The organism is Streptomyces sp. CAU 1734 (assembly GCF_039888735.1).
Lineage (GTDB): Bacteria > Actinomycetota > Actinomycetes > Streptomycetales > Streptomycetaceae > Streptomyces.
The window spans coordinates 537,576-562,868 of record NZ_JBDQQP010000002.1 but is presented as its reverse complement, the minus strand read 5'-3'; the positions used below and the strand labels follow the sequence as shown (position 1 = coordinate 562,868).

General features: G+C 70.1%; 23 protein-coding genes and 2 tRNA genes. 21 read left to right on the top strand and 4 right to left on the bottom strand.

Annotated elements, in window-relative coordinates; genetic code table 11:
• The first annotated feature begins 267 nt into the window (after nucleotides 1–267).
• The 5 genes from AAFN69_RS06125 to AAFN69_RS06105 all read left to right on the top strand — a co-directional run bounded on the left by AAFN69_RS06125 (nucleotide 268) and on the right by AAFN69_RS06105 (nucleotide 2,922).
• Complete coding sequence (locus AAFN69_RS06125; RefSeq protein ID WP_347727234.1) at nucleotides 268–603, top strand: hypothetical protein; 336 nt, start codon at nucleotides 268–270, stop codon at nucleotides 601–603.
• Between the two features lie 626 nt (nucleotides 604–1,229).
• Nucleotides 1,230–1,556: a hypothetical protein gene (locus AAFN69_RS06120; RefSeq protein WP_347727233.1), complete on the top strand. Its 327-nt coding sequence runs from the start codon at nucleotides 1,230–1,232 to the stop codon at nucleotides 1,554–1,556.
• Between the two features lie 90 nt (nucleotides 1,557–1,646).
• The gene (locus AAFN69_RS06115; protein ID WP_347727232.1) at nucleotides 1,647–1,979 is read left to right on the top strand and encodes a hypothetical protein; all 333 of its coding nucleotides are present in this window, start codon (nucleotides 1,647–1,649) and stop codon (nucleotides 1,977–1,979) included.
• A 64-nt stretch (nucleotides 1,980–2,043) separates the two neighbouring features.
• Entirely contained in the window at nucleotides 2,044–2,370 is a 327-nt protein-coding gene (locus tag AAFN69_RS06110) for a hypothetical protein (protein ID WP_347727231.1), read from the top strand.
• 93 nt (nucleotides 2,371–2,463) lie between these two features.
• The gene (locus AAFN69_RS06105) at nucleotides 2,464–2,922 is read left to right on the top strand and encodes an HD domain-containing protein (protein ID WP_347727230.1); all 459 of its coding nucleotides are present in this window, start codon (nucleotides 2,464–2,466) and stop codon (nucleotides 2,920–2,922) included.
• Nucleotides 2,923–3,038: 116 nt separating this feature from the next.
• On the opposite strand, the gene AAFN69_RS06100 is transcribed toward AAFN69_RS06105, so the two are convergent.
• Nucleotides 3,039–4,361, bottom strand: coding sequence for an acyltransferase family protein (locus tag AAFN69_RS06100; RefSeq protein ID WP_347727229.1), 1,323 nt, complete (start codon nucleotides 4,359–4,361; stop codon nucleotides 3,039–3,041).
• A 320-nt stretch (nucleotides 4,362–4,681) separates the two neighbouring features.
• Nucleotides 4,682–4,834 carry a hypothetical protein gene (locus AAFN69_RS06095; RefSeq protein ID WP_347727291.1) on the bottom strand — a complete coding sequence of 51 codons (153 nt, stop codon included), beginning with the start codon at nucleotides 4,832–4,834 and terminating at the stop codon, nucleotides 4,682–4,684.
• On the opposite strand from AAFN69_RS06095, the gene AAFN69_RS06090 reads away from it, so the two are divergent.
• Nucleotides 4,794–4,988: a hypothetical protein gene (locus AAFN69_RS06090; RefSeq protein ID WP_347727228.1), complete on the top strand. Its 195-nt coding sequence runs from the start codon at nucleotides 4,794–4,796 to the stop codon at nucleotides 4,986–4,988. The two genes, AAFN69_RS06095 and AAFN69_RS06090, sit on opposite strands and share 41 nt — an antisense overlap.
• A gap of 216 nt (nucleotides 4,989–5,204) precedes the next feature.
• Here AAFN69_RS06090 and AAFN69_RS06085 read toward each other — a convergent pair.
• Nucleotides 5,205–5,275, bottom strand: a tRNA-Gly gene (locus AAFN69_RS06085).
• A 192-nt stretch (nucleotides 5,276–5,467) separates the two neighbouring features.
• On the opposite strand from AAFN69_RS06085, the gene AAFN69_RS06080 reads away from it, so the two are divergent.
• From AAFN69_RS06080 to clpX, 5 genes are all read left to right on the top strand, one after another.
• Nucleotides 5,468–5,544 (top strand) — tRNA-Pro (locus AAFN69_RS06080).
• Nucleotides 5,545–5,767: 223 nt separating this feature from the next.
• Complete coding sequence (tig, locus tag AAFN69_RS06075) at nucleotides 5,768–7,183, top strand: trigger factor (protein ID WP_347727227.1); 1,416 nt, start codon at nucleotides 5,768–5,770, stop codon at nucleotides 7,181–7,183.
• 406 nt (nucleotides 7,184–7,589) lie between these two features.
• Nucleotides 7,590–8,195: an ATP-dependent Clp protease proteolytic subunit gene (locus AAFN69_RS06070; RefSeq protein ID WP_347727288.1), complete on the top strand. Its 606-nt coding sequence runs from the start codon at nucleotides 7,590–7,592 to the stop codon at nucleotides 8,193–8,195.
• A 169-nt stretch (nucleotides 8,196–8,364) separates the two neighbouring features.
• Complete coding sequence (locus AAFN69_RS06065) at nucleotides 8,365–9,039, top strand: ATP-dependent Clp protease proteolytic subunit (RefSeq protein WP_347727226.1); 675 nt, start codon at nucleotides 8,365–8,367, stop codon at nucleotides 9,037–9,039.
• Between the two features lie 173 nt (nucleotides 9,040–9,212).
• Entirely contained in the window at nucleotides 9,213–10,496 is a 1,284-nt protein-coding gene (gene clpX, locus AAFN69_RS06060; RefSeq protein WP_347727225.1) for an ATP-dependent Clp protease ATP-binding subunit ClpX, read from the top strand.
• Between the two features lie 77 nt (nucleotides 10,497–10,573).
• Here the strand turns inward: clpX and AAFN69_RS06055 are convergent, their stop codons facing one another.
• On the bottom strand, nucleotides 10,574–11,635 hold the full coding sequence (locus tag AAFN69_RS06055) for a hypothetical protein (protein ID WP_347727224.1): 1,062 nt from the start codon (nucleotides 11,633–11,635) through the stop codon (nucleotides 10,574–10,576).
• 136 nt (nucleotides 11,636–11,771) lie between these two features.
• On the opposite strand from AAFN69_RS06055, the gene AAFN69_RS06050 reads away from it, so the two are divergent.
• The 10 genes from AAFN69_RS06050 (at nucleotide 11,772) to rodA (ending at nucleotide 25,273) form a co-directional block, all read left to right on the top strand.
• A complete protein-coding gene (locus tag AAFN69_RS06050; protein WP_347727223.1) occupies nucleotides 11,772–14,393 on the top strand; it encodes a valine--tRNA ligase in 2,622 nt (873 codons plus the stop codon).
• 189 nt (nucleotides 14,394–14,582) lie between these two features.
• Nucleotides 14,583–15,761 carry an ATP-binding protein gene (locus AAFN69_RS06045; RefSeq protein ID WP_347727222.1) on the top strand — a complete coding sequence of 393 codons (1,179 nt, stop codon included), beginning with the start codon at nucleotides 14,583–14,585 and terminating at the stop codon, nucleotides 15,759–15,761.
• A 240-nt stretch (nucleotides 15,762–16,001) separates the two neighbouring features.
• The gene (locus AAFN69_RS06040) at nucleotides 16,002–17,525 is read left to right on the top strand and encodes a folylpolyglutamate synthase/dihydrofolate synthase family protein (protein WP_347727221.1); all 1,524 of its coding nucleotides are present in this window, start codon (nucleotides 16,002–16,004) and stop codon (nucleotides 17,523–17,525) included.
• Between the two features lies 1 nt (nucleotide 17,526).
• On the top strand, nucleotides 17,527–17,877 hold the full coding sequence (locus tag AAFN69_RS06035) for a DUF4233 domain-containing protein (RefSeq protein ID WP_347727220.1): 351 nt from the start codon (nucleotides 17,527–17,529) through the stop codon (nucleotides 17,875–17,877).
• A gap of 113 nt (nucleotides 17,878–17,990) precedes the next feature.
• Nucleotides 17,991–18,404: a nucleoside-diphosphate kinase gene (gene ndk / locus AAFN69_RS06030; RefSeq protein WP_347727219.1), complete on the top strand. Its 414-nt coding sequence runs from the start codon at nucleotides 17,991–17,993 to the stop codon at nucleotides 18,402–18,404.
• Nucleotides 18,405–18,656: 252 nt separating this feature from the next.
• A complete protein-coding gene (locus AAFN69_RS06025) occupies nucleotides 18,657–19,676 on the top strand; it encodes a rod shape-determining protein (RefSeq protein ID WP_347727287.1) in 1,020 nt (339 codons plus the stop codon).
• Between the two features lie 327 nt (nucleotides 19,677–20,003).
• The gene (gene mreC / locus AAFN69_RS06020; RefSeq protein WP_347727218.1) at nucleotides 20,004–21,125 is read left to right on the top strand and encodes a rod shape-determining protein MreC; all 1,122 of its coding nucleotides are present in this window, start codon (nucleotides 20,004–20,006) and stop codon (nucleotides 21,123–21,125) included.
• A 13-nt stretch (nucleotides 21,126–21,138) separates the two neighbouring features.
• Nucleotides 21,139–21,807, top strand: coding sequence for a rod shape-determining protein MreD (mreD, locus tag AAFN69_RS06015; RefSeq protein ID WP_347727217.1), 669 nt, complete (start codon nucleotides 21,139–21,141; stop codon nucleotides 21,805–21,807).
• 40 nt (nucleotides 21,808–21,847) lie between these two features.
• Nucleotides 21,848–24,067 carry a penicillin-binding protein 2 gene (gene mrdA, locus AAFN69_RS06010; RefSeq protein WP_347727216.1) on the top strand — a complete coding sequence of 740 codons (2,220 nt, stop codon included), beginning with the start codon at nucleotides 21,848–21,850 and terminating at the stop codon, nucleotides 24,065–24,067.
• A gap of 3 nt (nucleotides 24,068–24,070) precedes the next feature.
• Nucleotides 24,071–25,273 carry a rod shape-determining protein RodA gene (gene rodA / locus AAFN69_RS06005; RefSeq protein ID WP_347727215.1) on the top strand — a complete coding sequence of 401 codons (1,203 nt, stop codon included), beginning with the start codon at nucleotides 24,071–24,073 and terminating at the stop codon, nucleotides 25,271–25,273.
• Nucleotides 25,274–25,293: the final 20 nt, after the last annotated feature.

Genomic DNA, 25,293 nt, shown 5'->3' with positions numbered 1-25,293 from the left:
GCCGGGGAGTGCGGGGGCGGGGGCGCGGATTCCGCGCCGCCGCCCCCCGCCGCTGTCTTCGCCGTCCGCCGTCCGCCGTGCAGACAGAAAGCGGATTCCATCGGCACACTGCCGAACGTGGCTTCGGGCCGCCGGGGGAGTGCACCGTGCTGCCCCGGGCCTCGCGCGCCCGCCCGGGTTCCGCCGCCGCCCACGCGGCCGGGGAGCCCCGGCCGGCCGGCCCGGCCTCCGCACCAGACGGCAATGAGAGCCCACTGAAGGAGAGTTGTGCCCACACCGAAGAAGATCTCCGCGTTAGCCGCGGTGGCGGTGCTCGGACTCGGCGGCCTCGCCGCCACGGCCGCCCCCGCCACGGCGGCTCCGGCGGGCCCGGAGCGGGTCCGGATCAGCTGTACCCCGCAGAACGTCGACGGATACACCGGTCAGACCCAGTGCACCAACCTGGGCACGGTTTCCGGCTACCGCGTCCGGGTGACCTGTCGACGCGTCAGCAACGGCACGCTCTTCACGATCTACGGGGCATGGCGCGTCGCGGGCTGGTCGGTCGCGGTCTGCTCCACGACCGGGGCGTCGACGGTCTGGAGCGTCGGCTCCGACTACTGACCGGACGCGCGGGACAGGAGAGGGAGCCGGGCGGTGCGCCCGGCTCCCTTCTCCGTGTCTCCTGCTCATCTGTGGGCCCCGCGCCGCACAAGAGGCCGGAGTGGCGCGGGGTGCCCAGCGGACATGCCGGGGAAACTCACACCCCGTATATCTCTTCGTGATCACCCTGTCGCGCGCGGTGGTGACTCACGGCCCCGGGCGCCGATGCGTTCCCGGCCGCGTATTTCCGGACACCCGCAGGGCCCCGCAGGGCCTCGATAGCCCCTCGCACGCCGCTGACCTGCGATGTGTGCCCGTGTTCCGAACGGGTGCAAGTGATAGGGAGACTTCGAGCGGACCCCGGGGCAGACTCTTTTCCATGGCCACGGGCCGCCCCGGGGGATCCGGAACTCTCCCCCGCCGGGCTGCTCGTGCACGGTGAGGACATACGCACGGCGGACACCCCTGCGGCGATCCCGCGGGTACTCCGACGCGCCCTTCACCCGATTCCCGGCAGGTGCCCGCCGACGGGCGACGCACCGGCCGCTCCCGTCACCTCCCTTCCCTCCCCGGGACGATCCACGGCAGCCCCCGGGGCTCCGCCACGCGCCTTCCCGCACAGCTCGCACCCGATCCCAAGGAGAGCCATGTCCGCGCTGAAGTCCCTGTCCTCGCTGGGCGCCACCGCCGCACTCATCCTCGGCGGCACCCTGGCCGTCACAGCCCCGGCCGCAGCCGCACCCGCCGCCCCGGAGCAGGTGCGGAGCAGCTGTACGACGAGCGTCGTCGGTGCCACGGGCCGTGTTCAGTGCACTCTCACCAGCCCGCACTCGGGCTACCGCGCCCGGGCGGTCTGCGGGACCCCCGGCGGCACCACGTACAACGAGTACGGCCCGGTCCGCAGCTCCGGCTGGTCCGTTGCCAACTGCTCCCCGAACACGGTCGTCAGCGTCCACCCCCAGCTGTTCGTCTAGCAATCGCCCGGGTCCCGCCCTCCGGACGGGCGGGACCCGCGCTCCATCCCCGCCCGCGCATCCCGTCCGTCTCCCTCCCGAAGGAGAGCCATGTCCGTACGGAAGACCCTGACCGCGATCGGTTCCACCGCCGCGCTCACCCTCGGCGGCCTCACCGTCGCGACGGCCCCCGCCATGGCCGCCCCCGCCGGCCCCGAACAGGTCCGGGCCACCTGCACCGCCGAGTACTGGGGCTTCGGCGGCCGGGCCAGGTGCACCAACGCCCCCGGCCAGAAGTGGCGCGTCAAGGTCGGCTGCACCAGCGCCGGCGGCGGCCCCGTGTCCACGATCTACGGCTCCTGGCGCACTTCCGGCTGGTCCGAGGCGATCTGCCACCCGTCCGGCGGCCGAGTCCCGGTCAGTGTCACCTACCAGCTCGAATAGAGCCTCTCCACCGGATAGAGCCTCTCCACCGGACCGCGGAACACCGAGCTCTCAGAGGAGAACGATGAAGACGGCACAAGCGATTTCCGGGCTGGGCCTGGCGGCGGTTCTCGCGCTCGGCGGTCTCACCGCCGGAGCGGGCACCGCGACGGCGGCACCCGGTGACGGTGCCCGGCTCGCGCCGGTGTGCCAGTCACAGGTCATCGGCGACACGTTACGTGTCAACTGCCTCAGCCTGACCCCGTACACGCAGTACCGGGTCCGCGTCGTGTGCACGACCCCCAGCGGCTCGTCCTTCGTCATATTCAGCCCCTGGCGTGGCCCGGGCGTGACCACCGTCTCGTGCGGCCCCGGGAACACTCCCGCCTCCTACTCCATCCAGTTCGCCTAGCGGACAGCCGTCCGGCGACGTCCCGGGCGCGTCCCCGCACACAGGGGACGCGCCCGGGGAGCCGGACGGCCGCCCCCGCCGTACAGTCGCCCTATGTCGCAGCTCATGACCCTCGCCGAGATCGAGGCGGTCGCCCGCCGGGCCCACGCGGGCCAGACCGACAAATCCGGACGGCCGTACGCGGAGCACATCGCCGCGGTCGCCGAGGGCGTACGCGCCCGGGGCGGCAGCTTCGAGCAGATCGCGGCGGGGTGGCTGCACGACGCGGTCGAGGACGACGCCCTCTCCCTGGAATGGCTCCAGACCGCCCCGCTGCCGCAGGCCGTGAAGGACATCGTCCTCGCCCTCACCCGGGGCGCGGACGAGGAGCTGGAGTCCTACACCCGCCGGATCCTGGCCACCCCGGGCGCGCTGCTGGTCAAGGAGTCCGATCTGGCGAGCAATACCGACCCCGCCCGGCTTTCCGTGCTCGACTCCGCCACCCGCGACCGCCTGACCGCGAAATACGCCCGCACCCGAACCCTCCTCGGCCTGCCCGAGCCCCCGTCCTGACTCTCCCGGCCCACCGGCCGCGCCGCGCGGTCCGGGCGGGGCCTTCCCCGCCGGCCGCCACCGGGCCGGTACGGGAAGGACGGCCACCGCCCCACCCGTACCCGCGCCCGGGCGGCTCAGCGCTTCGGGCCCAGTTCCGCCGCGTCGCGGCGGAAGGCCCATTCCATGTCCGGCTCCGTCGCCCAGCGCAGCGCCCGCCGCACCGGGGGAGTGCAGAGCACCGTCACCACAACGGCGGTGAAGAGGGTCAGCAGGATCAGCCCCGCCGGATCGCCCAGCCAGGTGTGCGTCTCGAAGAATCCGGCGTACTCCGCCGCCTGGAGCGGCAGGCCGTGCAGCAGATAGCCGCAGATGGTGCCGAGCCCCAGCACGGTGAACCAGGTCCGGCGGCGCGGCACCCACGCCAGGAATCCGGCCGTGAGCAGCAGCCCGACGCCGAAGAGCACCAGGGTCGCGGTCACGCCGGCCCACCAGGGGGCGTCGATCTCCTGTGCGCTGGTGGAGCGGAAGAACCAGTCCAGCCGGATCGCGGGCGCCGCCCAGTAGGCGAGCCCGAGCGCGCCGGCGAAGAGCGGCAGTGACAGCAGCCGGATCTCCCGCCGCCGTACGAGCTGGAAGTGCTCGGGACGGAGCACCAGGCCCAGGACGAAGAACGGCAGGAACTGGAGTACCCGCTGGAGATTGAGATCGTCCCCGATACCCGGCGTCATCGAGGCGAGCGCGGCGACCGCGAGCGCCACCGGCACCGGGTACCGGATCAGCCGCCACAGCGGGGTGGTCAGCCGCCAGATGAACAGCGCGGCGAGGAACCACGTCAGATAGAACGGATCGAGCAGGCTGATCGGCTGATCGGGGTTGGCGTCGTCGGCCCACCGCCGGAAGAGCGAGTACATGACCTCGAAGAGGACGTACGGCAGCGCGATGCCGGTGACCAGCCGTCTCAGCTGATGCGCGCGCCCGCTGTAACTCCGTGAGAAGTAACCGGAGATGATGATGAACGCGGGCATGTGGAAGGTGTAGACGACCATGTAGAGCGCCCGCGCGGCCCGGCTGTCCGCCATGACCGGCTCCCAGGCGTGCGCTATCGCCACCAGCACGATCGCCAGGTACTTCGCGTTGTCGAAGTACGCGTCCCGCCGGTCGTCCGCCGCCGCGGCACCGGGGGCGTTCCGCTCCGCCCCGGCCGCCGCGCGGGACTGCGGAGCCGAGGGCCGACCCGTGTCACCCGGTGTGGCGGCGGGCCCGGCATCCCGCGCCGGAGGACGAGCCGGAGCCGTCGGAGTCACCCGGCCCGGAGCCGTCCGTGTCTCCGGCGCCGCCGCCGGTGCTTTTGTCATTCGTGCCGCCGGGGCCGGCGGAGCTGTCGTGGTGGGGGTGAGGTCCGGCTCCCGCGCCTGGGGGCGCGGAGCCCTGCGATATCCATGCGGAGCGTGGAACATTCGAGGCACCCTAGCCGTGCGGATTGGAATTCGTAAAACCCGCTCCTATCCCCGTTTTCGCATCTCAAACCTCAGCAAACATGACTACTATGCCCCATTTAATCCCTCTTAAAGAGGGCATATCGCCACGCGATTGTGAGTGTGTGAATTACCCGGCCACTCGGGTTTGAATTTCTCGTGGCCGACGTGTGTCGGCATGGAAATGATCGAGCCGAATTCGATCCGGTATTTCACCCGCCCGAGCACCGCCGGGGCCGCCCGCGCTGCGCCGACGGCGGTTCCGGGCGCCCGGATGGCGGGATTCCGCCCTCGACGAACTGTCAGGAAGCGGCATGGAAGCGCTCGTTGGTGGCACGATGGTCTTGGGCAGGGGTGTGCAGGGTCGCACGATCCCCGGCCGGCTGGGTGAACCGACCGAGGATGTGATCAGTTGTGGCCATTTCACTGTCTGTGGTGGTGCTGTTGGGGATCATCCTTGTGATCATGATTCGCTCGGGGTCCATCAAGGGCGGCCCCGCCGTCGTCCCCATCCTCTTCGGTTTCTTCCTCGCCTCGTCGGGCATGGCACCGTCGATTCAGCGGTTCCTCAACTCGATAGCCGAGACGATCAACGACATCAGTTTCTGAGGCTCTTGAAGCCTCCGGGCGCTCCCCGCGAGCCCCGTCGCGGCCCGGCCGTCACACTCGTACGAGCGTGGCGGCCGGCGTGCGAGAAGGCACCGGTCGCGGACGGGCGCGGACGGCGTGCGGGCAGGGCATGGAAAAGACCCCGGGCCCGGCTCGAATGGCTGACCATCCGCACCGGACCCGGGGCCCTGAATTCACCGCGCCTGAATCGCGCAGAGCGGGCGACGGGAATCGAACCCGCGTAGCTAGTTTGGAAGACTAGTGCTCTACCATTGAGCTACGCCCGCGTGCACCACAGGTCGCGCGGCTGAGCGCCGACTGCGGTACGAGAAGCATCGTAGCGGGTCCCGGACGCGCGTCGCACACACCGCCCCCTCCGACCGCCCCGCCGTCGTGCCCGTGTGCGGCACTCCGCCGCCTGCGCCCCGAAATGCGGCAGCCGCAGCGCCACTGAACATGTACCCTACGTGTCGCACCGACGGGGTGTGGCGCAGCTTGGTAGCGCGTCCGCTTTGGGAGCGGAAGGTCGTCGGTTCGAATCCGGCCACCCCGACCACGATCGACTTCGCCCGCACAAGATCACATTGTGGGGCTCATCCGGCGTGCGGCTACTATGCAAGCTGCGTGCCCGTGTGTCCGACGAAGAGTCCGACCGGGCCGGCCGACTGAAGTCGGCCGGTCAAGAAGACCGACTGCCATGATCCGGGCCGATCAGCTGAGCCGCCGCTGGAGCGGCGGATGCGGCAAACCCAAGAATCAGCCATCAAGGAGACCGAACCGTGAAGAGCGCCGTGGAGACCCTGAACCCGACCCGGGTTCGGCTCACTGTCGAGGTGCCCTTCGAGGAGCTCAAGGACAGCCTCGACGCGGCGTACAAGAAGATCAACCAGCAGGTCACGGTGAAGGGCTTCCGCAAGGGCAAGATCCCGGCCCGAGTCATCGACCAGCGGTTCGGCCGCGGTGCGGTGCTGGAGGAGGCCGTCAACGACGCCCTCCCGAAGTTCTACACCGAGGCGGTCAACGAGGCGGACCTCAACCCGCTGGGCCAGCCGGAGGTGGACATCACGGAGCTGAAGGACGGCGAGACGCTGAACTTCACCGCCGAGGTCGACATCCGTCCGGCCATCGAGATCCCGGACTACTCCGGTATCGAGGTTGTCGTGGACGCCATCGAGGTCACCGACGAGGACGTCGAGAAGTCGGTCGAGCAGCTGCGCGAGCGCTTCGCCTCCACCTCCCCGGTCGAGCGGGCCGCGCAGGACGGCGATGTCGTCACGCTCGACCTGGAGGCCAAGGTCGAGGGCGAGGTGCTGGAGGACGGCGTCGCCGAGGGCGTCTCCTACACCATCGGCTCCGGCGAGCTGCTGGAAGGCATCGACGAGGCCGTGACCGGCCTGGAGGCCGGTGGCGAGGCCACCTTCACCTCTCAGCTCAAGGGCGGCTCCGCCGAGGGCAAGGACGCCGAGGTCACCGTGAAGGTCACCGCCGTCACCGCCCGTGAGCTCCCCGAGCTCGACGACGACTTCGCCCAGCTGGCGAGCCAGTTCGACACCCTTGAGGCGCTGAAGGCCGACAGCCGTGAGCGGCTGGCGAACATGAAGCAGTACGACCAGGCCACGCAGGCTCAGGAGCGCGTGCTGGAAGAGCTGCTGAAGCTGGTCGACGTCCCGATGCCCGAGAAGCTGCTCGCGGACGAGATCAACACCCGCAAGCACAACCTGGAGCACCACCAGCTCGGCCAGATGGGTCTCGACCTCGCGAAGTACCTGGAGATCCAGGGCAAGACCGAGGAAGAGTTCGACGCCGAGACCCGCGAAGCCGCGGTCAAGGGCATCAAGACCCAGTTCATCCTCGACGAGCTCGTCAACAAGGAGAAGCTGAACGTCAACCAGGAGGAGCTCACCGAGCACCTCATGCGGCGTGCGGCTTCCTCCAACATGAGCCCGGACCAGTTCGCGCAGGCCGTGGTCGAGGGCGGCCAGGTCCCGATGCTGGTCGGCGAGGTCGCGCGCGGCAAGGCGCTCGCCCTGGTCGTGGAGTCCGCGAAGGTCACGGACACCAACGGTGAGATCGTCGACCTGGACGAGGACGACGAGGAGGCCGCCGAGACGGTCGCCGAGGTCACCGACGCCGACGCCGGCGCCGAGCAGGCCGACGCCGCCGAGGACAAGGGCGAGGAGAAGGCGGGGGCCTGAAGCCCCGGCCCCACCTCCGGCCCGGCCTCCCGCTGAGCCCCGCCGCCGGCCGGCCCGACCCGCCGCACCGGTGAAGGACCCCGCACCCCCGTGGTGCCGCACTCAGGGCCCGGACGCGTCAAGCGTCCGGGCCCTGAGCCGTCCCGTGTGCGGGCCCTGAGCCGTCGCGCGGGCGGGGCCCCGGAGGTCCCCCGGGCGGGGCTCCGGAAACCGACCCGCACCCCGAGTAACCCCCGCCCCACACCTTGCGCTCCGAGCGAACAGTTCGGGAACCGGGATGGCGTTGTCCGACCTGCGCGTTAGGGTCCATGAATACGGGGGCAGGGGAGTACCCACCCCCGGGTACGAAGACGCTGAGACGGCAGGCAGCCGTCAGAGACGAGCAGGTGGATACGTGACGAATCTGATGCCTTACGCCGCCGGTGAGCCGTCCTTCGGTGGTGGCCTCGGCGACCAGGTCTACAGCCGGCTGCTCGGCGAGCGCATCATCTTCCTCGGTCAGCAGGTCGACGATGACATCGCCAACAAGATCACCGCACAGCTGCTGCTCCTTGCCGCCGACCCCGACAAGGACATCTACCTGTACATCAACAGCCCCGGTGGCTCGGTGACGGCCGGTATGGCGGTCTACGACACCATGCAGTACATCCCGAACGACGTGGTGACCATCGGCATGGGCATGGCGGCCTCGATGGGCCAGTTCCTGCTCACCGGCGGCGCCGTCGGCAAGCGCTTCGCGCTGCCCAACACCGACATCCTCATGCACCAGGGCTCGGCCGGGCTCGGCGGCACCGCCTCCGACATCAAGATCCAGGCCGAGTACCTGCTCCGCACGAAGCAGCGGATGGCGGAGATCACCGCCCGTCACTCCGGCCAGACCGTCGAGGCGATCATCCGCGACGGCGACCGCGACCGCTGGTTCACCTCCGAGGAGGCCAAGGACTACGGCCTCATCGACGAGATCATCACCGCCGCATCGGGCGTTCCGGGCGGCGGCGGCACCGGAGCCTGAGCCGCCGGGCGGCGGACCGCACCCGGCGCCGCCCGCCTCCGGCCCGTACCGGTCCCCCCGACCGGCCCGGCACCGGCCGCCACCCCTCCCAGCCACCCCAGCCCGCGGGGCACCCGCGCAGGCACCACCCGCGAACAGCCCCGCGATACGCCCGCAGAACGCCACCAGGATGGTGAACACCCACATGAGCAACTTCACCGCGAGCGGCCTCTACACCGGCCCGCAGCCGGACAACCGCTATGTCGTCCCGCGCTTCGTCGAGCGCACCTCCCAGGGTGTGCGCGAGTACGACCCGTACGCCAAGCTCTTCGAGGAGCGCGTGATCTTCCTCGGCGTGCAGATCGACGACGCCTCCGCCAACGACGTCATGGCACAGCTGCTGTGCCTGGAGTCGATGGACCCGGACCGGGACATCTCCATTTACATCAACAGCCCCGGTGGCTCCTTCACCGCGCTGACCGCGATCTACGACACCATGCAGTTCGTCAAGCCCGACATCCAGACGGTCTGCATGGGCCAGGCGGCCTCCGCCGCGGCCGTGCTGCTCGCCGCCGGCACCCCCGGCAAGCGGATGGCCCTGCCGCACGCGCGCGTCCTGATCCACCAGCCGTCCTCGCAGACCGGCCGCGAGCAGCTCTCCGACCTGGAGATCGCGGCCAAGGAGATCCTGCGGATGCGCGAGCAGCTGGAGGAGATGCTGGCCAGGCACTCCACCACCCCGCTGGAGAAGGTCCGCGACGACATCGAGCGCGACAAGATCCTCACCGCCGACGAGGCGCTGGCCTACGGTCTTGTCGACCAGATCGTCTCCACCCGCAAGAGCACGGCCGCTGCCGCGGCCTGACCGGTACGACAACCCTTGGCGCGGTGCCCCCGTTGGGCGCACGGCGAGCGGTGCACCACAATGGGAACCGCGCCAAGGGGGGCCCGAACGAGGGCCCCGGCAAGGTACCGTCGGATATGAGGCACCAGGAGTCGGCTGAACCAAGCCGCTCCCAGGCGAAGGGGAAGCACCTCGTGGCACGCATCGGTGATGGCGGCGACCTGCTCAAGTGCTCGTTCTGCGGAAAGAGCCAGAAGCAGGTGAAGAAGCTCATCGCAGGCCCCGGTGTGTACATCTGCGACGAGTGCATCGATCTCTGTAATGAGATCATCGAGGAGGAGCTGGCCGAGACCTCCGAGGTGCGGTGGGAGGAGCTCCCCAAACCGCGCGAGATCTATGAGTTCCTCGAGGGCTATGTCGTCGGGCAGGAGCCCGCGAAGAAAGCTCTCTCCGTGGCGGTCTACAACCACTACAAGCGCGTCCAGGCGGGGGAGAACGGCGGCGGCACCGGCCGCGACGACGGCATCGAGCTGTCGAAGTCGAACATCCTTCTCCTCGGCCCCACCGGCTCGGGCAAGACCCTGCTGGCGCAGACCCTGGCGCGGATGCTCAATGTGCCCTTCGCCATCGCCGACGCGACCGCGCTCACCGAGGCGGGCTATGTCGGCGAGGACGTCGAGAACATTCTCCTGAAGCTCATTCAGGCGGCCGACTACGACGTCAAGAAGGCCGAGACCGGCATCATCTACATCGACGAGATCGACAAGGTCGCCCGCAAGAGCGAGAACCCGTCGATCACCCGCGATGTCTCCGGCGAGGGCGTCCAGCAGGCCCTGCTGAAGATCCTGGAGGGCACCACCGCCTCCGTGCCGCCGCAGGGCGGACGGAAGCACCCGCACCAGGAGTTCATCCAGATCGACACCACCAATGTCCTCTTCATCGTGGGCGGCGCGTTCGCCGGCCTGGAGAAGATCATCGAGTCCCGCGCGGGCGCCAAGGGCATCGGCTTCGGCGCCACCATCCGCTCCAAGCGGGAGATCGAGGCCAGCGACCAGTTCCAGCAGGTCATGCCGGAGGACCTGGTGAAGTTCGGGATGATCCCCGAGTTCATCGGCCGTCTCCCCGTCATCACCTCGGTCCACAACCTCGACCGCGAGGCCCTGCTCCAGATCCTCGTCGAGCCGCGGAACGCCCTGGTCAAGCAGTACCAGCGGCTCTTCGAACTCGACGGTGTGGAGCTGGACTTCGACCGCCCGGCCCTGGAGGCCATCGCCGACCAGGCGATCCTGCGCGGCACCGGAGCCCGCGGGCTGCGCGCCATCATGGAGGAAGTCCTCCAGTCGGTGATGTACGAGGTCCCGTCCCGCAAGGACGTCGCCCGGGTCGTCATCACGGCGGACGTGGTCCGCAACAACGTCAACCCGACGCTGGTGCCCCGGATCGTGAAGAACGACGGACGGCACGAGAAGTCCGCGTAGCGGCGGGCCGTTGGAGACACACGAGATGAGGGGCGCCCCCGGCCGGGGGCGCCCCTCATCTCGTGCCGCTGTGAGTGTCAGACCTTCGTACGGGAGGTCTTGTAGAGCTTCGCGGCCAGTTCGGCCACCTTCTCCTGGCTGACGCCCTTGCCGTCGCCCTTGCCCATGATGGTCTTGAAGTCCATCGCCATCACGGCGGTGACGGTGCTGTAGTCGGCCCAGACGCAGATCGGGATCCGGAAGCTCTGCGGACCGGGGCCCTTCGGCTCCTTGGTCGAGCTGATCTTCGCGTCCTGGCACTTCAGCAGCGCGCCCTCGAACCCGGCCGGCTTGTAGTCCTTCGCCGAGCCGAGCAGTTCGAACTTGGTGTTGTCGTCGCTGCCGAGCGCCGCCTTCTCGGCGGTGTCGAAGAAGCCGTCGATGGTCTTCGCCGGGTCGTCGATCTCGCCCCAGAGCCCGTTGAACATCAGCATCTGCTGCGACATCGGGTCGGACGAGCTGCCGGACTGGTACTGGGCGCTGACCTCGTTCGGGTTCTTGACGCCGATCGCCTCGGCCTTCTTCGCGTCCTCGCCGGTCGACTTCTTCGACGCCGGCGCGGCGCCGTCCCGCTTGAAGTCGTCGACCGACTCCGCCGGGGTCAGCTTGTACCCCTTGGTCTCGGCCGCGACCGCGCCGTTGCCCTCGGAATCATCGGCGAGCAGGAAGAAGGCGCCACCGGCGATCAGCGCGAGGGCCACCACGGCGGCACCGATGATCAGACCGGTCTTCTTCTTGGGGCCGGGCGCCTGCGGCGGCACCTGGCCCGGCTGGCCGGGATAGCCGTAGCCGGGCTGCCCGCCCTGCGGCTGGGCGGCGTACGGGCCCGGCTGCTGTGCCTGGCTCCACTGGCCGGGCTGCTGGGCATAGGGGCCCGCCTGACCCGGCTGGGCCGGAGTCTGCTCGGGGCCGCCGTACGGTCCGGGCTGCTGCGGGTAGCCGTACCCGGGCTGCCCGGGCGCCGCCGCCGGGTCGGGCTGACCCGGATAGCCGTGGCCGGGCTGCGGGGCCTGCGGCGGCTGGCCGTAGGGACCCGGCTGACCATACGGTCCGGGCTGCTGAGGCTGTCCGTCGTACGGGCCCGGCTGGTTCTGGCTCATTCCTGGGTTCCCCTCCAGATGCTTGTGTGATGCCGACATCCTCACCCAGGGAGCCGATCACGCGGCGCCGGGGTCCCCAACCGTTACCGAACAATCCCGTTTCAGTACGGCCCCGTGACACCCCTAAACTGAGTCCGTGACCGAGAACGCTCAGACGCAGCCAGCCGCCAACCCCGAACTGCCGACCCAGTACGCACCGGCCCAGGTAGAGGGACCGCTGTACGAGCGCTGGGTGGAGCGGGGTTACTTCACGGCCGACGCGCGGAGCGAGAAGCCGCCGTACACCATCGTCATCCCGCCCCCGAATGTCACCGGCGCCCTCCACCTGGGCCACGCCTTCCAGGTGACCCTCATGGACGCCCTCACCCGCCGCAAGCGGATGCAGGGGTACGAGGCGCTCTGGCTCCCCGGGATGGACCACGCCGGTATCGCCACCCAGAACAAGGTCGAGCAGCAGCTCGCCGAGGAGGGCAAATCCCGCCACGACCTCGGCCGTGAGGCGTTCACCGAGCGGGTCTGGCAGTGGAAGGAGGAGTACGGCGGCCGGATCCTCGGCCAGCTCCGCCGCCTCGGCGCCGGTCTCGACTGGAGCCGTGAGCGCTTCACCATGGACGAGGGCCTCTCCCGCGCCGTCCAGACGATCTTCAAGAAGCTCTACGACGACGAGCTGATCTACCGCGCCGAGCGCATCATCAACTGGTGTCCCCGCTGTCTCACCGCGATCTCCGACATCGAGGTCGAGTACCAGGACGACAACGGCGAGCTGGTCTCCCTGAAGTACGGCGAGGGCGAGGACACGCTGGTCGTCGCCACCACCCGGGTCGAGACGATGCTCGGTGACACCGGTGTCGCCGTCCACCCCGACGACCCGCGCTATGCCCATCTCATCGGCAAGATGATCAAGCTCCCGCTGACCGACCGGATGATTCCCGTCGTCGCGGACACCCATGTCGACCCCGAGTTCGGCACCGGCGCGGTCAAGGTGACCCCCGCCCACGACCCCAATGACTTCGCCATCGGCCGGCGCCACGGCCTGGAGTCCCTGACGGTCATGGACGAGCGGGCCGTGATCACGGTCCCCGGCCCGTTCCAGGGGCTGGACCGCTTCGAGGCCCGGTCCGCGATCGTCGCCGCCCTGCGCGAGCAGGGCCGGGTCGTCGCCGAGAAGCGCCCGTACGTCCACTCGGTCGGCCACTGCTCCCGCTGCAAGACCACCATCGAGCCCCGGCAGTCCCTCCAGTGGTGGGTCAATGTCGACCCGCTGGCCAAGGCCGCCGGTGACGCCGTCCGCGACGGCCGCGTCGCCATCCACCCGGCCGACATGTCGAAGCGCTACTTCGACTGGGTCGACAACATGCACCAGTGGTGCATCTCCCGCCAGCTCTGGTGGGGCCACCGCATCCCCGTCTGGTACGGCCCGGACGGCGAGATGGTCTGCGTCGGCCCCGACGAGCAGCCGCCCGCCGGCGAGGGCTGGACCCAGGACCCCGATGTCCTGGACACCTGGTTCTCCTCCGGGCTCTGGCCCTTCTCCACTCTCGGATGGCCCGAGCGGACCCCGGACCTGGAGAAGTTCTACGCCACCGACGTCCTGGTCACCGGCCACGACATCATCTTTTTCTGGGTCGCCCGGATGATGATGTTCGGTCTCTACGCGATGGACGGCGAGGCGCCCTTCCACACCGTCGCGCTCACCGGACTCGTCCGTGACGAGACCGGCAAGAAGATGTCCAAGTCGAACCCGAATTCGGTGGACCCGCTGGACTGGATGGACGCGTACGGCTCCGACGCCGTCCGCTTCACCCTCGCCAAGGGCGCCAACCCGGGCGCGGACGTCCCGATCGGCGAGGACTGGGTCCAGGCGTCCCGCAACTTCGCCAACAAGCTGTGGAACGCCACCCGCTTCGCCCTGATGAACGGCGCCACGGTGGAGGGCGATCTGCCGCCCGCCGAGCAGCTCTCGGCGGCCGACCGGTGGATCCTGTCGCGGCTCAACAAGACCGTGGCCGAGGTCGACGCGTACTACGACGACTACCAGTTCGCCAAGCTGGCCGACAACCTCTACCACTTCGCGTGGGACGAGGTCTTCGACTGGTACGTCGAGCTCTCCAAGACGACCTACTTCGCGGGCGGCGAGCAGGCCAGGGTGTCGGCCCGGGTCCTCGGCGAGGTCCTGGACGTCACCCTGCGGCTGCTCCACCCGGTCGTCCCCTTCGTCACCGAGACGCTCTGGACCACGCTCACCGGCGGGGAGTCGCTGGTCATCGCCGACTGGCCGGGTGACAGCGGCTTCCGCGACGAGGCCGCCGAGCGGGAGATCGAGCTGGTCCAGCGGGTCGTGACCGAGGTCCGCCGCTTCCGCAGCGACCAGGGCCTCCAGCCGGGCCAGAAGGTCCCGGCCCGGCTCGGCCTGGAGGGCACGGCGCTCGCCCCGCACGAGGCCGCCATCCGCCAGCTGCTCCGCCTCCAGCCGGCGGGCGAGGGCTTCCACGCCACCGCCACCCTGCCGGTCGCCGGCTGCACGGTCGCGCTCGACCTCTCGGGCACCATCGACGTCGCGGCGGAGCGCAAGCGCCTCGCCAAGGACCTCGCCGCCGCCGAGAGCGAGCGCAAGCAGGCCGAGGCCAAGCTGGGCAATGAGGCATTCCTGGCGAAGGCCCCCGACCAGGTGGTGGAGAAGATCCGCACCCGGCTCGCCAAGGCCGGCGAGGACATCGCCCGGATCACCGGCCAGCTGGACGCCCTGCCGGAGGCGTGATCCCGGCGCGAAGGCGTGCGTGAGTGAGGCCCCGGGTGACCGCCCGGGGCCTCACCCGTGCGCGGCGCGGGGCGGGATCACGCCTCCGGCAGCCCCCCGGCCCGGGGCGGCTCGTCCGGAATCACCTGGTCGTGGCCTGAACCCGCCCCCCGGGGCGGCGCCGGAATCCGCCCCTGGATGATGGAAGTCATGCCGTTCCCCGCCGTCGCCCACGCCATCCGCCGCCGCCTCCGCGCGCCCGGCACGGCCGAGCGGGGGCAGGTGCGGTGGACCGCCTCGCCCCTGGCGGTGGACGCGATCACCGCCCTGAGCTGCTTCTCGCTCATGGTGCTCGACGTCCCCGGGCTGGCCGAGGCCGAGAACTCCCTCACCGGCCTCACCGCCACCCTGGTCCTGGCCGCCGGAGCCGCGACCCTCGTCGCCCGGCGGCACCTCCCCTGGATGCCCTATCTCGTCGCCCTGCTCTTCCTCGGCTGGCTGCACGAACTGACCCTCATACAGTTCGCGCTCTACTCCCTGGGCCGCTTCCGGGGCCGCTGGGCCGGGGTGCTGGCCACCCTCGGCTACCTCGCCGTCGCCTACGCCCTCTTCAACCTCCCGGGCTGGCCGGACCACCACTCGGGCTCGCTCAGCGTCTTCCTCGGCCTCGTCGTCCCGATCGGGGTGCTCGCCTCCGGCGTCGGCATCGCCGCGTACCGCCAGGACCTCGTCCGCGAACTGGAGCTCCGGCGTGCCGAGACCGCAGCGCTCCAGGCCGTCCAGGACGAGCGGACCTCGGTCGCCCGCGATGTGCACGACCTGGTCGGCCGGGAGCTCACCGTCCTGGCCGTGCGCGCCGAGGTCCTGGCGGTGCGCGCCCGGGGCACCGCCCACCACCAGGACTTCGCGGAGCTCGCCGACACCGCCCGCCGCGCCCACCACATGCTCAACGACACGATCGTGCACCGCGCCGACGAACGCACCGCGACCCCGGGCCTCGAAGGGCTGCCCGCGCTGGCCGCCGAGAGCGAACGGATGGGCAGCCCGGTCACCCTGGAGATCGCCGCCGCCGCGCGCGGCGTCTCCCCGCTGCGCCAGACGGCGGTCTACCGGGTCGTCCAGGAGTGTCTGACCAATGCGGCCAAACACGCGCCGGGGGAGCGGATCACCGTCACCATCGGCCTGGACGGCGCCCGGCTGCGGGTCTCCGCGCGCAACCGGCTGCCCTCCTCCGCCCCGTCCACCGCACCCGTCTCCAGCGGCACCGGCACCTTCTCCATGCGCGAACGGGTCCGCTCGATGGGCGGCACCCTGACCGCCGGAGCGGCGGACTGTGTGTACGAGGTGGTCGCCACCCTGCCCGCCGGCCGCCGGCCCCCACGCCGCTGACCTGCCACTCCCCGGCCGCACCCGCCGCCCGCGCGGCCCGGCGAGTCCGGCGATCGGCCGGAGCCCAGGTCGTTTCTTTCGGATCAGGCTGGGTGAGTGAGCGGGGTCTGGTGCCGTGGATCGCAAGGCGGAGGATTGAGCCACTGCGGAGCATTGGTGATTGACGACAACGCGGCGAGGCGCGGTGCCAGGGCACGCGAGCCCAGCAAGATCCGTAAGAGACGGCCTAGACTGGACCCCGTGAGTGAGCAGCCCCCGTACGACCCGGATGAGTCCGCCGACCCCGACGCGCGGTTCGACGAGATCGTCGACGCCGAGACCGACCGCGACCCCGACCTGGCGGTGATCGAGGCAGGGAGCCGGACACTGCGCGCCCGGGCCGGCGGTCCCGCCGGTGACGCCGTGCCCGCGCGGCCCGCCGACCCCGAGGTCGACGCCGCCCTGCGCGCCGTCGAGACCGAGCTGGCCGGCCGCTGGGGTGAGACCAAGCTGGAGCCCTCGGTCACCCGGATCGCCGCCCTGATGGACGTTCTGGGCGAGCCCCAGCGCGCCTATCCCTCGATCCACATCACCGGCACCAATGGCAAGACCTCCACGGCCCGCATGATCGAGGCCCTTCTCTCCGCCTTCGAGCTGCGCACCGGCCGCTACACCTCGCCGCATGTGCAGTCGATCACCGAGCGGATCAGCCTGGACGGCGCGCCGATCAGCGCCGAGGGCTTCATCTCCACCTATGAGGACATCAAGCCCTATGTGGAGATGGTGGACGCGGCACAGGAGTACCGCCTCTCCTTCTTCGAGGTGCTGACCGGCATGGCGTACGCCGCCTTCGCGGACGCGCCCGTCGATGTGGCCGTGGTCGAGGTCGGCATGGGCGGCACCTGGGACGCCACCAATGTGATCGACGCGTCGGTCGCCGTGGTCACCCCCATCTCGCTGGACCACACCGACCGGCTCGGCTCCACCCCCGCCGCCATCGCGGGGGAGAAGTCCGGTGTCGTCAAGCAGGACGCGACCGTGATCCTGGCCCAGCAGCCGGTGGACGCGGCGCAGATCATGCTGAAGAAGGCGGTCGAGGTCGACGCGACCGTGGCCCGGGAGGGCATGGAGTTCGGTGTCGTCTCCCGCGAGATCGCGGTCGGCGGCCAGCAGCTCACCCTGCGCGGGCTCGGCGGCGAGTACCCCGAGATCTTCCTTCCGCTGTACGGGGCCCACCAGGCTCATAACGCGGCGGTGGCGCTCGCGGCGGTCGAGGCGTTCTTCGGCATCGGCGCCGAGCACACCCGCACGCTCGACCCCGACACCGTGCGCAAGGCGTTCGCCCAGGTCTCCTCGCCGGGGCGGCTGGAGGTCGTGCGCCGTTCGCCCACCGTGGTGCTGGACGCGGCGCACAATCCGGCGGGCGCGCGGGCCACGGCGGACGCGGTCGCCGAGGCGTTCGGCTTCTCCCGGCTGATCGGGGTGGTCGGGGCCAGCGACGACAAGGATGTGCGCGGCCTGCTCGAAGCCTTCGAGCCGATCTTCGCCGAGGTGGTCGTCACCCGGAACTCCAGCCATCGCGCGATGGACGCGGACGCCCTCGCGGCGGTCGCGGTGGAGGTCTTCGGCGACGACCGCGTCGTGGTGGAACCCCGGCTGGACGAGGCGCTGGAGGCGGCGATCACCCTCGCCGAGGAGGAGTCGGAGTTCGCCGGCGCCGGTGTGCTGGTGACCGGCTCGGTGATCACGGTCGGCGAGGCCCGGCTGCTGCTGGGGAGGGGCTGAGATGCGTACGCTCTGCGCGTCCACACTGATCGGCGAGTTCTTTCTGCTGGGCTTCGCCGGGCTGGTCGCCATGAAGGACCCCGACCTCTCCATGACCCAGGTCTGGACGGTCTGCGGGGTGGCCATGGTGTTCTCCCTGCTGCTCTGCGGGATGCTCACCCGGCCGGGCGGGATCCAGCTCGGCTGGGTGCTCCAGGCCGGGCTGGTGCTGAGCGGTTTCGTGGTGCCGCTGATGTTCTTCCTGGGCGCCGTGTTCGCGGCGCTGTGGTGGGCGTCGGTCCACTACGGCCGCAAGGTCGACGCGGTGAAGGCGCGCTGGGAAGCCGCGCAGGAGGCGGAGCCCGCGCGGTAGGCGCGCCGTGCGCGGTGGTGCCCGGATTCCGGCCGGATCCGGGTGCCGCCCCCCGAATGGCCCCCTGTACCCTCGCCTCACCGCGTCCGTATGTCTGCAAGGAGCCGCACACCATGACCCAGCGCACCCTCGTCCTCCTCAAGCCCGACGCCGTGCAGCGCGGACTGGTCGGCGAGATCATCGGCCGGATCGAGGCCAAGGCGGGCTGGACGCTCTCCGCGCTGGAGCTGCGCACGCTGGACCAGGAGACCCTGGAGCAGCACTACGGCGAGCACAAGGGCAAGCCGTTCTACGAGCCGCTGGTCGCCTTCATGGCCTCCGGCCCGGTCGTCGCCCTGGTCGTCGAGGGCGAGCGGGTCATCGAGGGCGTACGGCAGCTGGCCGGCCCCACCGACCCGATCGCCGCCGCGCCCGGCTCCATCCGCGGTGATTTCGGCACCGTCGTCCGGGAGAACCTGATCCACGCGTCGGACTCCGAGGAGTCCGCCATTCGAGAGCTGAAGATTTTCTTTCCGGGACTTTCCTGATCGGGTGTCAGCCATACAGCGCTCATGACCTGGGGCGACCGAAGGAATTCGGTCGCCCTTCGGCATATGCGAACGCAATGCGGGAACGGATCGCAACGACACGACGTCACATTGAGAAGAGGTGGACCACCGCGCCGTCTCCGCGGAGGCGGCATTACGATGGAAGCCTCGCGCCACAGCACCCACTCGCCATCCTGAAAAGTCGTCAACGCTCGATTTGGGAAGGCCAGACGCATCCTCATGGGGTACAACATGTCGTTCATCGGCCGTGATATGGCTGTCGACCTCGGGACCGCCAACACGCTGGTGTACGTCAGGGGGAAGGGGATCGTTCTCAACGAACCGTCCGTCGTCGCCATCAACACCAACACCGGCGGTATTCTCGCGGTCGGCTCCGAGGCCAAGAAGATGATCGGCCGGACACCGGGCAACATCGTTGCCGTCCGGCCGCTGAAGGACGGCGTCATCGCCGACTTCGAGATCACCGAGCGGATGCTCCGCTACTTCATCCTCAAGATCCACAAGCGCCGCTATCTGGCCCGCCCCCGGGTGGTCGTCTGTGTGCCCTCCGGTATCACCGGGGTCGAGCGCCGTGCCGTCATCGAGGCGTCCACCCAGGCCGGCGCGCGCCAGGTGCACATCATCGAGGAGCCCATGGCGGCGGCCATCGGCTCCGGGCTCCCGGTTCACGAGGCCACCGGCAATATGGTCGTGGACATCGGTGGCGGCACCACCGAGGTCGCCGTCATCTCCCTCGGCGGAATCGTCACGGCACAGTCCATCCGGGTCGCCGGCGACGAACTGGACAACGCCATCATTCAGCACATCAAGAAGGAGTATTCGCTCCTTCTCGGCGAACGCACCGCGGAGAACATCAAGATCACCATTGGTTCCGCGTATGACATGGACCAGGACGAACACACCGAGATCCGCGGCCGTGACCTTGTCTCCGGACTGCCCAAGACCGTGGTCATCTCGGCCGCCGAAGTCCGCAAGGCGATCGAGGAGCCGGTCAATTCCATCGTGGATGCCGTCAAAACCACCCTCGACAAGTGCCCGCCGGAGCTCTCGGGCGATGTGATGGACCGGGGAATCGTGCTCACCGGCGGCGGCGCCCTGCTGCGCGGCCTCGACGAACGGCTGCGCCGCGAGACCGGGATGCCCATCCACATCGCCGAGAACCCGCTGGACTCGGTCGCGCTCGGCTCCGGCAAGTGCGTGGAGGAGTTCGAGGCGCTCCAGCAGGTCCTGGACGCCCAGCCGCGCCGCTAGCGCGCCCACGCGGTTCAGTGCCATGCGACACGGCCCCGCCCCCGCCGTCCGGGTCACTTCGGTCACCCGGCCGGCCGGGTGCGGTCGCGCACCGGCACCGGCTCCGCCTCACTCGTGTCCGTACCCGCACCCGTACCCGCGACGCCGTTTCCGGGACTCCGGTGATCTTCCCCGGGAGACGGCGCGTACGGTACGGGTGGGGCGGTCCGCCGCCCGGCGCGGGCACACCGCCGGCGACCTCCGCGGTCCGGGTGCCTGCCCTCCCGCGGGGAAGATCGTTGATATACAGACATCCCCATTCCTATGAGGAAGGCACGGCCGTCGCACGTGAGGGACACACGAGAGAGCCGGCTGCTCCTGGTGCTGCTGATCGCGATCGCGTTCGCGCTGATCACGGTGGACATCCGCGCGGGTGAGGACTCCCCGGTCGACGGTGCCCGGCAGGCTGCCGCCACGGTCTTCGGACCGGTCGAGAACGGCGTCGCGGCGGCGGTCGACCCCATCGGCAACGCCATCGGCGCGGTACGGGACTCGGGCGAGCGCCACGACCGCATCAGCGTGCTGGAGCGCGAGAACGCCGAACTCAAGGCCAGGCTCGGCAGCGACGACCGCACCCGCAGCCGCGCCCGCGAGCTGGACAAGATGCTCAGGACCGCCGGGGCCGGGCAGTACGGCATCAAGGGCGCCGAGGTCATCGCCATAGGAGCGGCCCAGGGCTTCTCCTGGACCGTCACCATCGACATCGGCTCCCGCGACGGCATCCGGCGCGACATGACGGTGCTCAACGGCGACGGACTCGTCGGCCGGGTCACCACCGTCGGCCCGCACACCGCCACCGTGCTGCTCGCCAACGACCCCGACTTCACCGTCGGCACCCGGATGGAGAAGAGCGACGAACTCGGCTTCGCCACCGGCCAGGGCGACCGCTCCCTCTCCGTCCAGCTCCTCAACGGCAAGGCGAAGGTGAAGAAAGGCGACCGGCTCGTCACCTTCGGCTCCCAGGCCAACCGGCCCTTCGTCCCCGGGGTCCCGATCGGCGAGGTCGTCCGCGTCGACCCGTCCGGCGGCGACCTCACCCGTACCGTCTACGTCCGCCCCTATGTCGGCTTCTCCAAGCTCGATGTGGTCGGCGTCGTCGTCCAGGCACCGCGCACCGACCCCCGGGACACCGTGCTGCCGCCCAAGCCCGCCGGGCCCAAGCCCACCCCGACCGTCACCGTCACCGTGAACCCGAGCGCCCCCGGCACCAACCCGGACGGCACCGAGGCACAGGGCGACAGCGGCACCCCGGTCCCGGACAGCGCCCGCTCCGGCGCCCCCCTGGCGCCCCTCCCGGGTCGCTCGCCGGCCGCCGCCGCGACCGGCGATCCGTCCCCGGACCCGGACACCGGCACACCCGACCCGGATGAACCGGACGACCCGGACGCCACCACCAACGAGCAGCGGTAGGGACTGACCCGTCATGCGTTTCAACCGGATGCTTCTCTCCACGACCCTCGTCGTGGTCGCCCTCGTCGTCCAGGTCTCCATCCTCGCCCGCCTCCAGCTCCCCGGCGCGGTCCCCGATCTGCTGCTGCTGACCGTCCTCGGACTGGCACTGGTGTACGGGCATGTCGCGGGCGCCTTCATCGGCTTCGGCGCCGGGCTCCTCGCCGACCTCGCCCCGCCCGCCGACCACGCGGCCGGACGGTACGCCCTGGTCCTCTGCGTGATCGGCTACCTCGCCGGTCTCGCCCGCCCCGAGAACGGCAAGCTCAAGTCCGCCACCGTCCCCATGCTGGTGGTCGTCGCGGCGGCCATCGGATCCACCCTGCTCTACGCGGGCGTCGGCGCCCTGGTCGGCGACACCGCCGCCCGCCATGTCGGCATCACCGGCCTGCTCTTCACCGCCGCCGTCTACGACCTGCTGCTCGCGCCCTTCACCGTGCCCTTCATCATGGCGCTCGCCCGCCGCTCGGAGAGCGACCCGGTCGCCGACAGCCAGAGCACCGGCTCGGGCGATGTCTCGTCCGGCTGGCTGGCCTCCGGCACCGGACTGCGGATCGGCACCCAGCGCGGCGGGCTGCGGATGCGGACGGCACGCTCCAGAGCCTCCAGGGCCGGACGGATCAAGGGCGTCAAGCGACTGTGACCGGGCGTCAAGCGACTGCGGCCGAGGGGGCGCGCACACCATGAGCAACATCCCCGAGACCGGGCGGACCCCCCGGGTCCAGATCCGGCTCGTCATCATTCAGGTACTGGTCTTCTCCCTTCTCCTCACCCTCGGCGGACGGCTCTGGTATCTCCAGATCCGCAACGGCGACGGATACACCGACGCGGCGAAGAACAACGGCGTCCAGCGCGTCGTGCAGCCCGCCGTCCGCGGCGCGATCCTCGACGCCCGCGGCGTACCGCTCGCCGACAACGAGACCCGGCTGGTCGTCTCCGCCTCCCGCACCGAGCTGATGAAGATGGAGGACGACGGCAAGGCCGTCCTCACCCGGCTCGCGGGCGTTCTCGGCATGGCACCCGACGAGGTCCGCAACAAGGTCCGGCTCTGCGACTCCAAGACCCCCCAGCCCTGCTGGAACGGCTCCCCGTACCAGCCGATCCCGGTCACCGACGAGGCCACCACCCAGCAGGCCCTCCAGATCCGCGAGCGCACCGAGGACTTCCCCGGCATCACCGCCGAGCCGACCGCCGTCCGCCGCTACGCCGCCCCCGGCAAGGCCAACACCGCCCAGGTCCTCGGCTATCTCTCGCCCGTCACCGACGCCGAGATCCAGAAGGCCAAGGACAGCGAGTCGCCCTACCTCCGCTCCGACCAGGTCGGCCGCTCCGGGCTGGAGCGCACCTACGACAAGGCGCTCCGCGGCAAGGCCGGCATCACCCGGTACGAGGTCGACAACCTCGGCCGGGTCATCGGCGAGGCCGACCACGACAAGGCCCAGCCCGGCGCCAACCTCGTCACCTCCATCGACGCCCGCGTCCAGGCGGTCGCCGAGTACGAGCTCCACGGGGCGATGAAGGAGGCCCGGAAGGTCTTCGACAAGAACACCGACCGGAACTACAAGGCCGACGCCGGCGCCGTCGTCGTCATGGAGAACAAGACCGGCCGGATCATCTCCATGGCCTCCCAGCCCACCTATGACCCCAATGCCTGGGTCGGCGGCATCTCCAGCAAGGACTACACCAAGCTCACCAGCAAGAAGTCCAACTTCCCGCTGCTGAACCGGGCCATCCAGGGCCAGGCCGCGCCCGGGTCCGTCTTCAAGGTCATCTCCTCGGCCGCCGCCGTCCGCGCCGGATACGAATTCGACGGCAACTACCCGTGCCCCTCCTCGCTCTCCTTCGGCGGCCGGGAGTTCAAGAACTTCGAGTCCCGCGGCTACGGCAGCATCACCCTCGGCCGCGCCCTGGAGGTCTCCTGCGACACCGTGTACTACGGCCTCGCCCACCGGGAGTGGCTGAAGGACGGCGGGATCACCCCCAAGAAGAAGCCCAAGGACTGGTTCTACAAGACCGCCCACCAGTTCGGTCTCGGCAAGGAGACCGGCGTCGACCTCCCCAACGAGGTCCCCGGCCGGATCCCCGACCGCCAGTGGAAGCAGAACTTCTGGGAGGACAACAAGGACTACTGGTGCAAGTCCGGCAAGCGTGACGGCTCGGAGATCCAGCGCATCGCCTACGAGAACTGCCTGGAGGGCAACCGGATGCGCGCCGGTGACTCCGTCAACTACTCCATCGGACAGGGCGACATCCTCGTCACCCCCATCCAGATGGCGACCATCTACGCCGCCATCGCCAACGGCGGCACCCTGTACAACCCGACCGTCGGCAAGGCCGTGATCAGCGCCGACGGCAAGAACATCGACGAGATCAAGCCGGAATCCCACGGCAGGCTCCCGATGGACAAGCGGACCAGGAACCAGATAGACGAAGCACTGGCGGGCGTCGCCACCGTCGGCTCGGCCGGCTGGCGCTTCGGCGGCTGGCCCCACGACCGCATCCCGATACACGCCAAGACCGGCACCGCCGAGGTCTACGGCAAGCAGACCACCTCGTGGTTCGCCTCGTACACCGGCGACTACACCATCGTGATGACGATCTCCCAGGGCGGTACGGGCTCCGGCGCCTCCGGACCGGCCGTGCGGAAGATCTACGAGGCCATGTACGGACTGGACGAGAAGGGCGGCCAGGACCTCAAGCGCGCGCTGCTGCCCAAGCCCCAGAAGGCCCTGCCGAAGATCGCCCCGGACGGCCAGATCGACGCCCCCGGGATCAAGCCCTACAAACCGCGCAAGCCGGCCGCCTCGCTCCAGCCGGTGAGCGCCGGCAGCCGCCCGGACGGCGTCCCGGCCGAACACCGGAACGACCAGCAGCTCGCGGTCGCACCCGCGCGGAGGGACTGACGCATGTCCGGCACCAATGGCTTCTCGGTCTCCGGCTACGGCCCCCGGCGCGACGGACTCTGGTCCACCCTCTCCGCCCGCGACTCCGTGGTCCGGCGTCTCGACTGGCCCCTGCTCCTGTCCGCGCTGGTCCTCTCCGGCATCGGCGCCCTGCTGGTCTGGTCCGCCACCCGCGGGCGCACCGAGCTCACCGGGGGAGACCCCTACAACTTCCTCTTCCGCCATCTGCTCAACACCGGCATCGGCGTCACCCTGATGATCGGCACCATCTGGCTCGGCCACCGCACCCTGCGCGGAGCCGTCCCGGTGCTCTACGGAATCTCCGTCCTCCTCATCGTGCTGGTGCTCACCCCGGTCGGCGCCACCATCAACGGCGCCCACGCCTGGATCGTCATCGGCGGCGGCTTCTCCATCCAGCCCTCCGAATTCGTGAAGATCACGATCATTCTGGGGATGGCGATGCTGCTCGCCGCCAGGGTCGACGCGGGCGACCAGCTCCACCCCGACCACCGCACCGTCGTCAAATCCCTCGGTATCGCCGTCCTGCCCATGGCCATCGTCATGCTGATGCCGGACCTCGGATCCGTCATGGTCATGGCCGTGATGGTGCTCGGCGTACTCCTGGCCTCCGGCGCCTCCAACCGCTGGGTGCTCGGCCTGATCGGCAGCGGAATCGCCGGAGCCTTCCTGGTCACCGCGCTCGGACTGCTCGACGAGTACCAGATCAACCGCTTCGCCGCCTTCGCCAACCCGGAACTCGACCCCGCGGGCGTCGGCTACAACACCAACCAGGCCCGGATCGCGATCGGCTCCGGCGGACTCACCGGCACCGGCCTCTTCAAGGGCTCCCAGACCACCGGACAGTTCGTCCCCGAACAGCAGACCGACTTCGTCTTCACCGTCGCCGGCGAGGAACTCGGCTTCGTCGGCGCCGGACTCATCCTCGTCCTGCTGGGCGTGGTCCTCTGGCGCGCCTGCCGGATCGCCCGCGAGACGACCGAGCTCTACGGCACCATCGTCGCCGCCGGAATCATCGCCTGGTTCGCCTTCCAGTCCTTCGAGAACATCGGCATGACCCTCGGCATCATGCCCGTCGCCGGACTGCCGCTGCCCTTCGTCTCCTACGGAGGATCCTCGATGTTCGCGGTCTGGGTCGCGGTCGGACTGCTCCAGTCCATCCGGGTCCAGCGGCCGATAACGGCATAGGAGCCGGTCAGGGGCTGCCG

Excerpts from the sequence above, each read along its gene's own strand:
- AAFN69_RS06120 (WP_347727233.1), top strand. The coding sequence starts at position 1,230 with ATGTCCGCGCTGAAGTCCCTGTCCTCGCTGGGCGCCACCGCCGCACTC.
- AAFN69_RS06115 (WP_347727232.1), top strand. The coding sequence starts at position 1,647 with ATGTCCGTACGGAAGACCCTGACCGCGATCGGTTCCACCGCCGCGCTC.
- AAFN69_RS06110 (WP_347727231.1), top strand. The coding sequence starts at position 2,044 with ATGAAGACGGCACAAGCGATTTCCGGGCTGGGCCTGGCGGCGGTTCTC.
- AAFN69_RS06105 (WP_347727230.1), top strand. The coding sequence starts at position 2,464 with ATGTCGCAGCTCATGACCCTCGCCGAGATCGAGGCGGTCGCCCGCCGG.
- AAFN69_RS06100 (WP_347727229.1), bottom strand. The coding sequence starts at position 4,361 with ATGTTCCACGCTCCGCATGGATATCGCAGGGCTCCGCGCCCCCAGGCG.
- AAFN69_RS06095 (WP_347727291.1), bottom strand. The coding sequence starts at position 4,834 with ATGATCCCCAACAGCACCACCACAGACAGTGAAATGGCCACAACTGAT.
- AAFN69_RS06070 (WP_347727288.1), top strand. The coding sequence starts at position 7,590 with ATGCCTTACGCCGCCGGTGAGCCGTCCTTCGGTGGTGGCCTCGGCGAC.
- AAFN69_RS06065 (WP_347727226.1), top strand. The coding sequence starts at position 8,365 with ATGGTGAACACCCACATGAGCAACTTCACCGCGAGCGGCCTCTACACC.
- AAFN69_RS06055 (WP_347727224.1), bottom strand. The coding sequence starts at position 11,635 with ATGAGCCAGAACCAGCCGGGCCCGTACGACGGACAGCCTCAGCAGCCC.
- AAFN69_RS06045 (WP_347727222.1), top strand. The coding sequence starts at position 14,583 with ATGCCGTTCCCCGCCGTCGCCCACGCCATCCGCCGCCGCCTCCGCGCG.
- AAFN69_RS06035 (WP_347727220.1), top strand. The coding sequence starts at position 17,527 with ATGCGTACGCTCTGCGCGTCCACACTGATCGGCGAGTTCTTTCTGCTG.
- ndk (WP_347727219.1), top strand. The coding sequence starts at position 17,991 with ATGACCCAGCGCACCCTCGTCCTCCTCAAGCCCGACGCCGTGCAGCGC.
- AAFN69_RS06025 (WP_347727287.1), top strand. The coding sequence starts at position 18,657 with ATGTCGTTCATCGGCCGTGATATGGCTGTCGACCTCGGGACCGCCAAC.
- mreD (WP_347727217.1), top strand. The coding sequence starts at position 21,139 with ATGCGTTTCAACCGGATGCTTCTCTCCACGACCCTCGTCGTGGTCGCC.
- mrdA (WP_347727216.1), top strand. The coding sequence starts at position 21,848 with ATGAGCAACATCCCCGAGACCGGGCGGACCCCCCGGGTCCAGATCCGG.
- rodA (WP_347727215.1), top strand. The coding sequence starts at position 24,071 with ATGTCCGGCACCAATGGCTTCTCGGTCTCCGGCTACGGCCCCCGGCGC.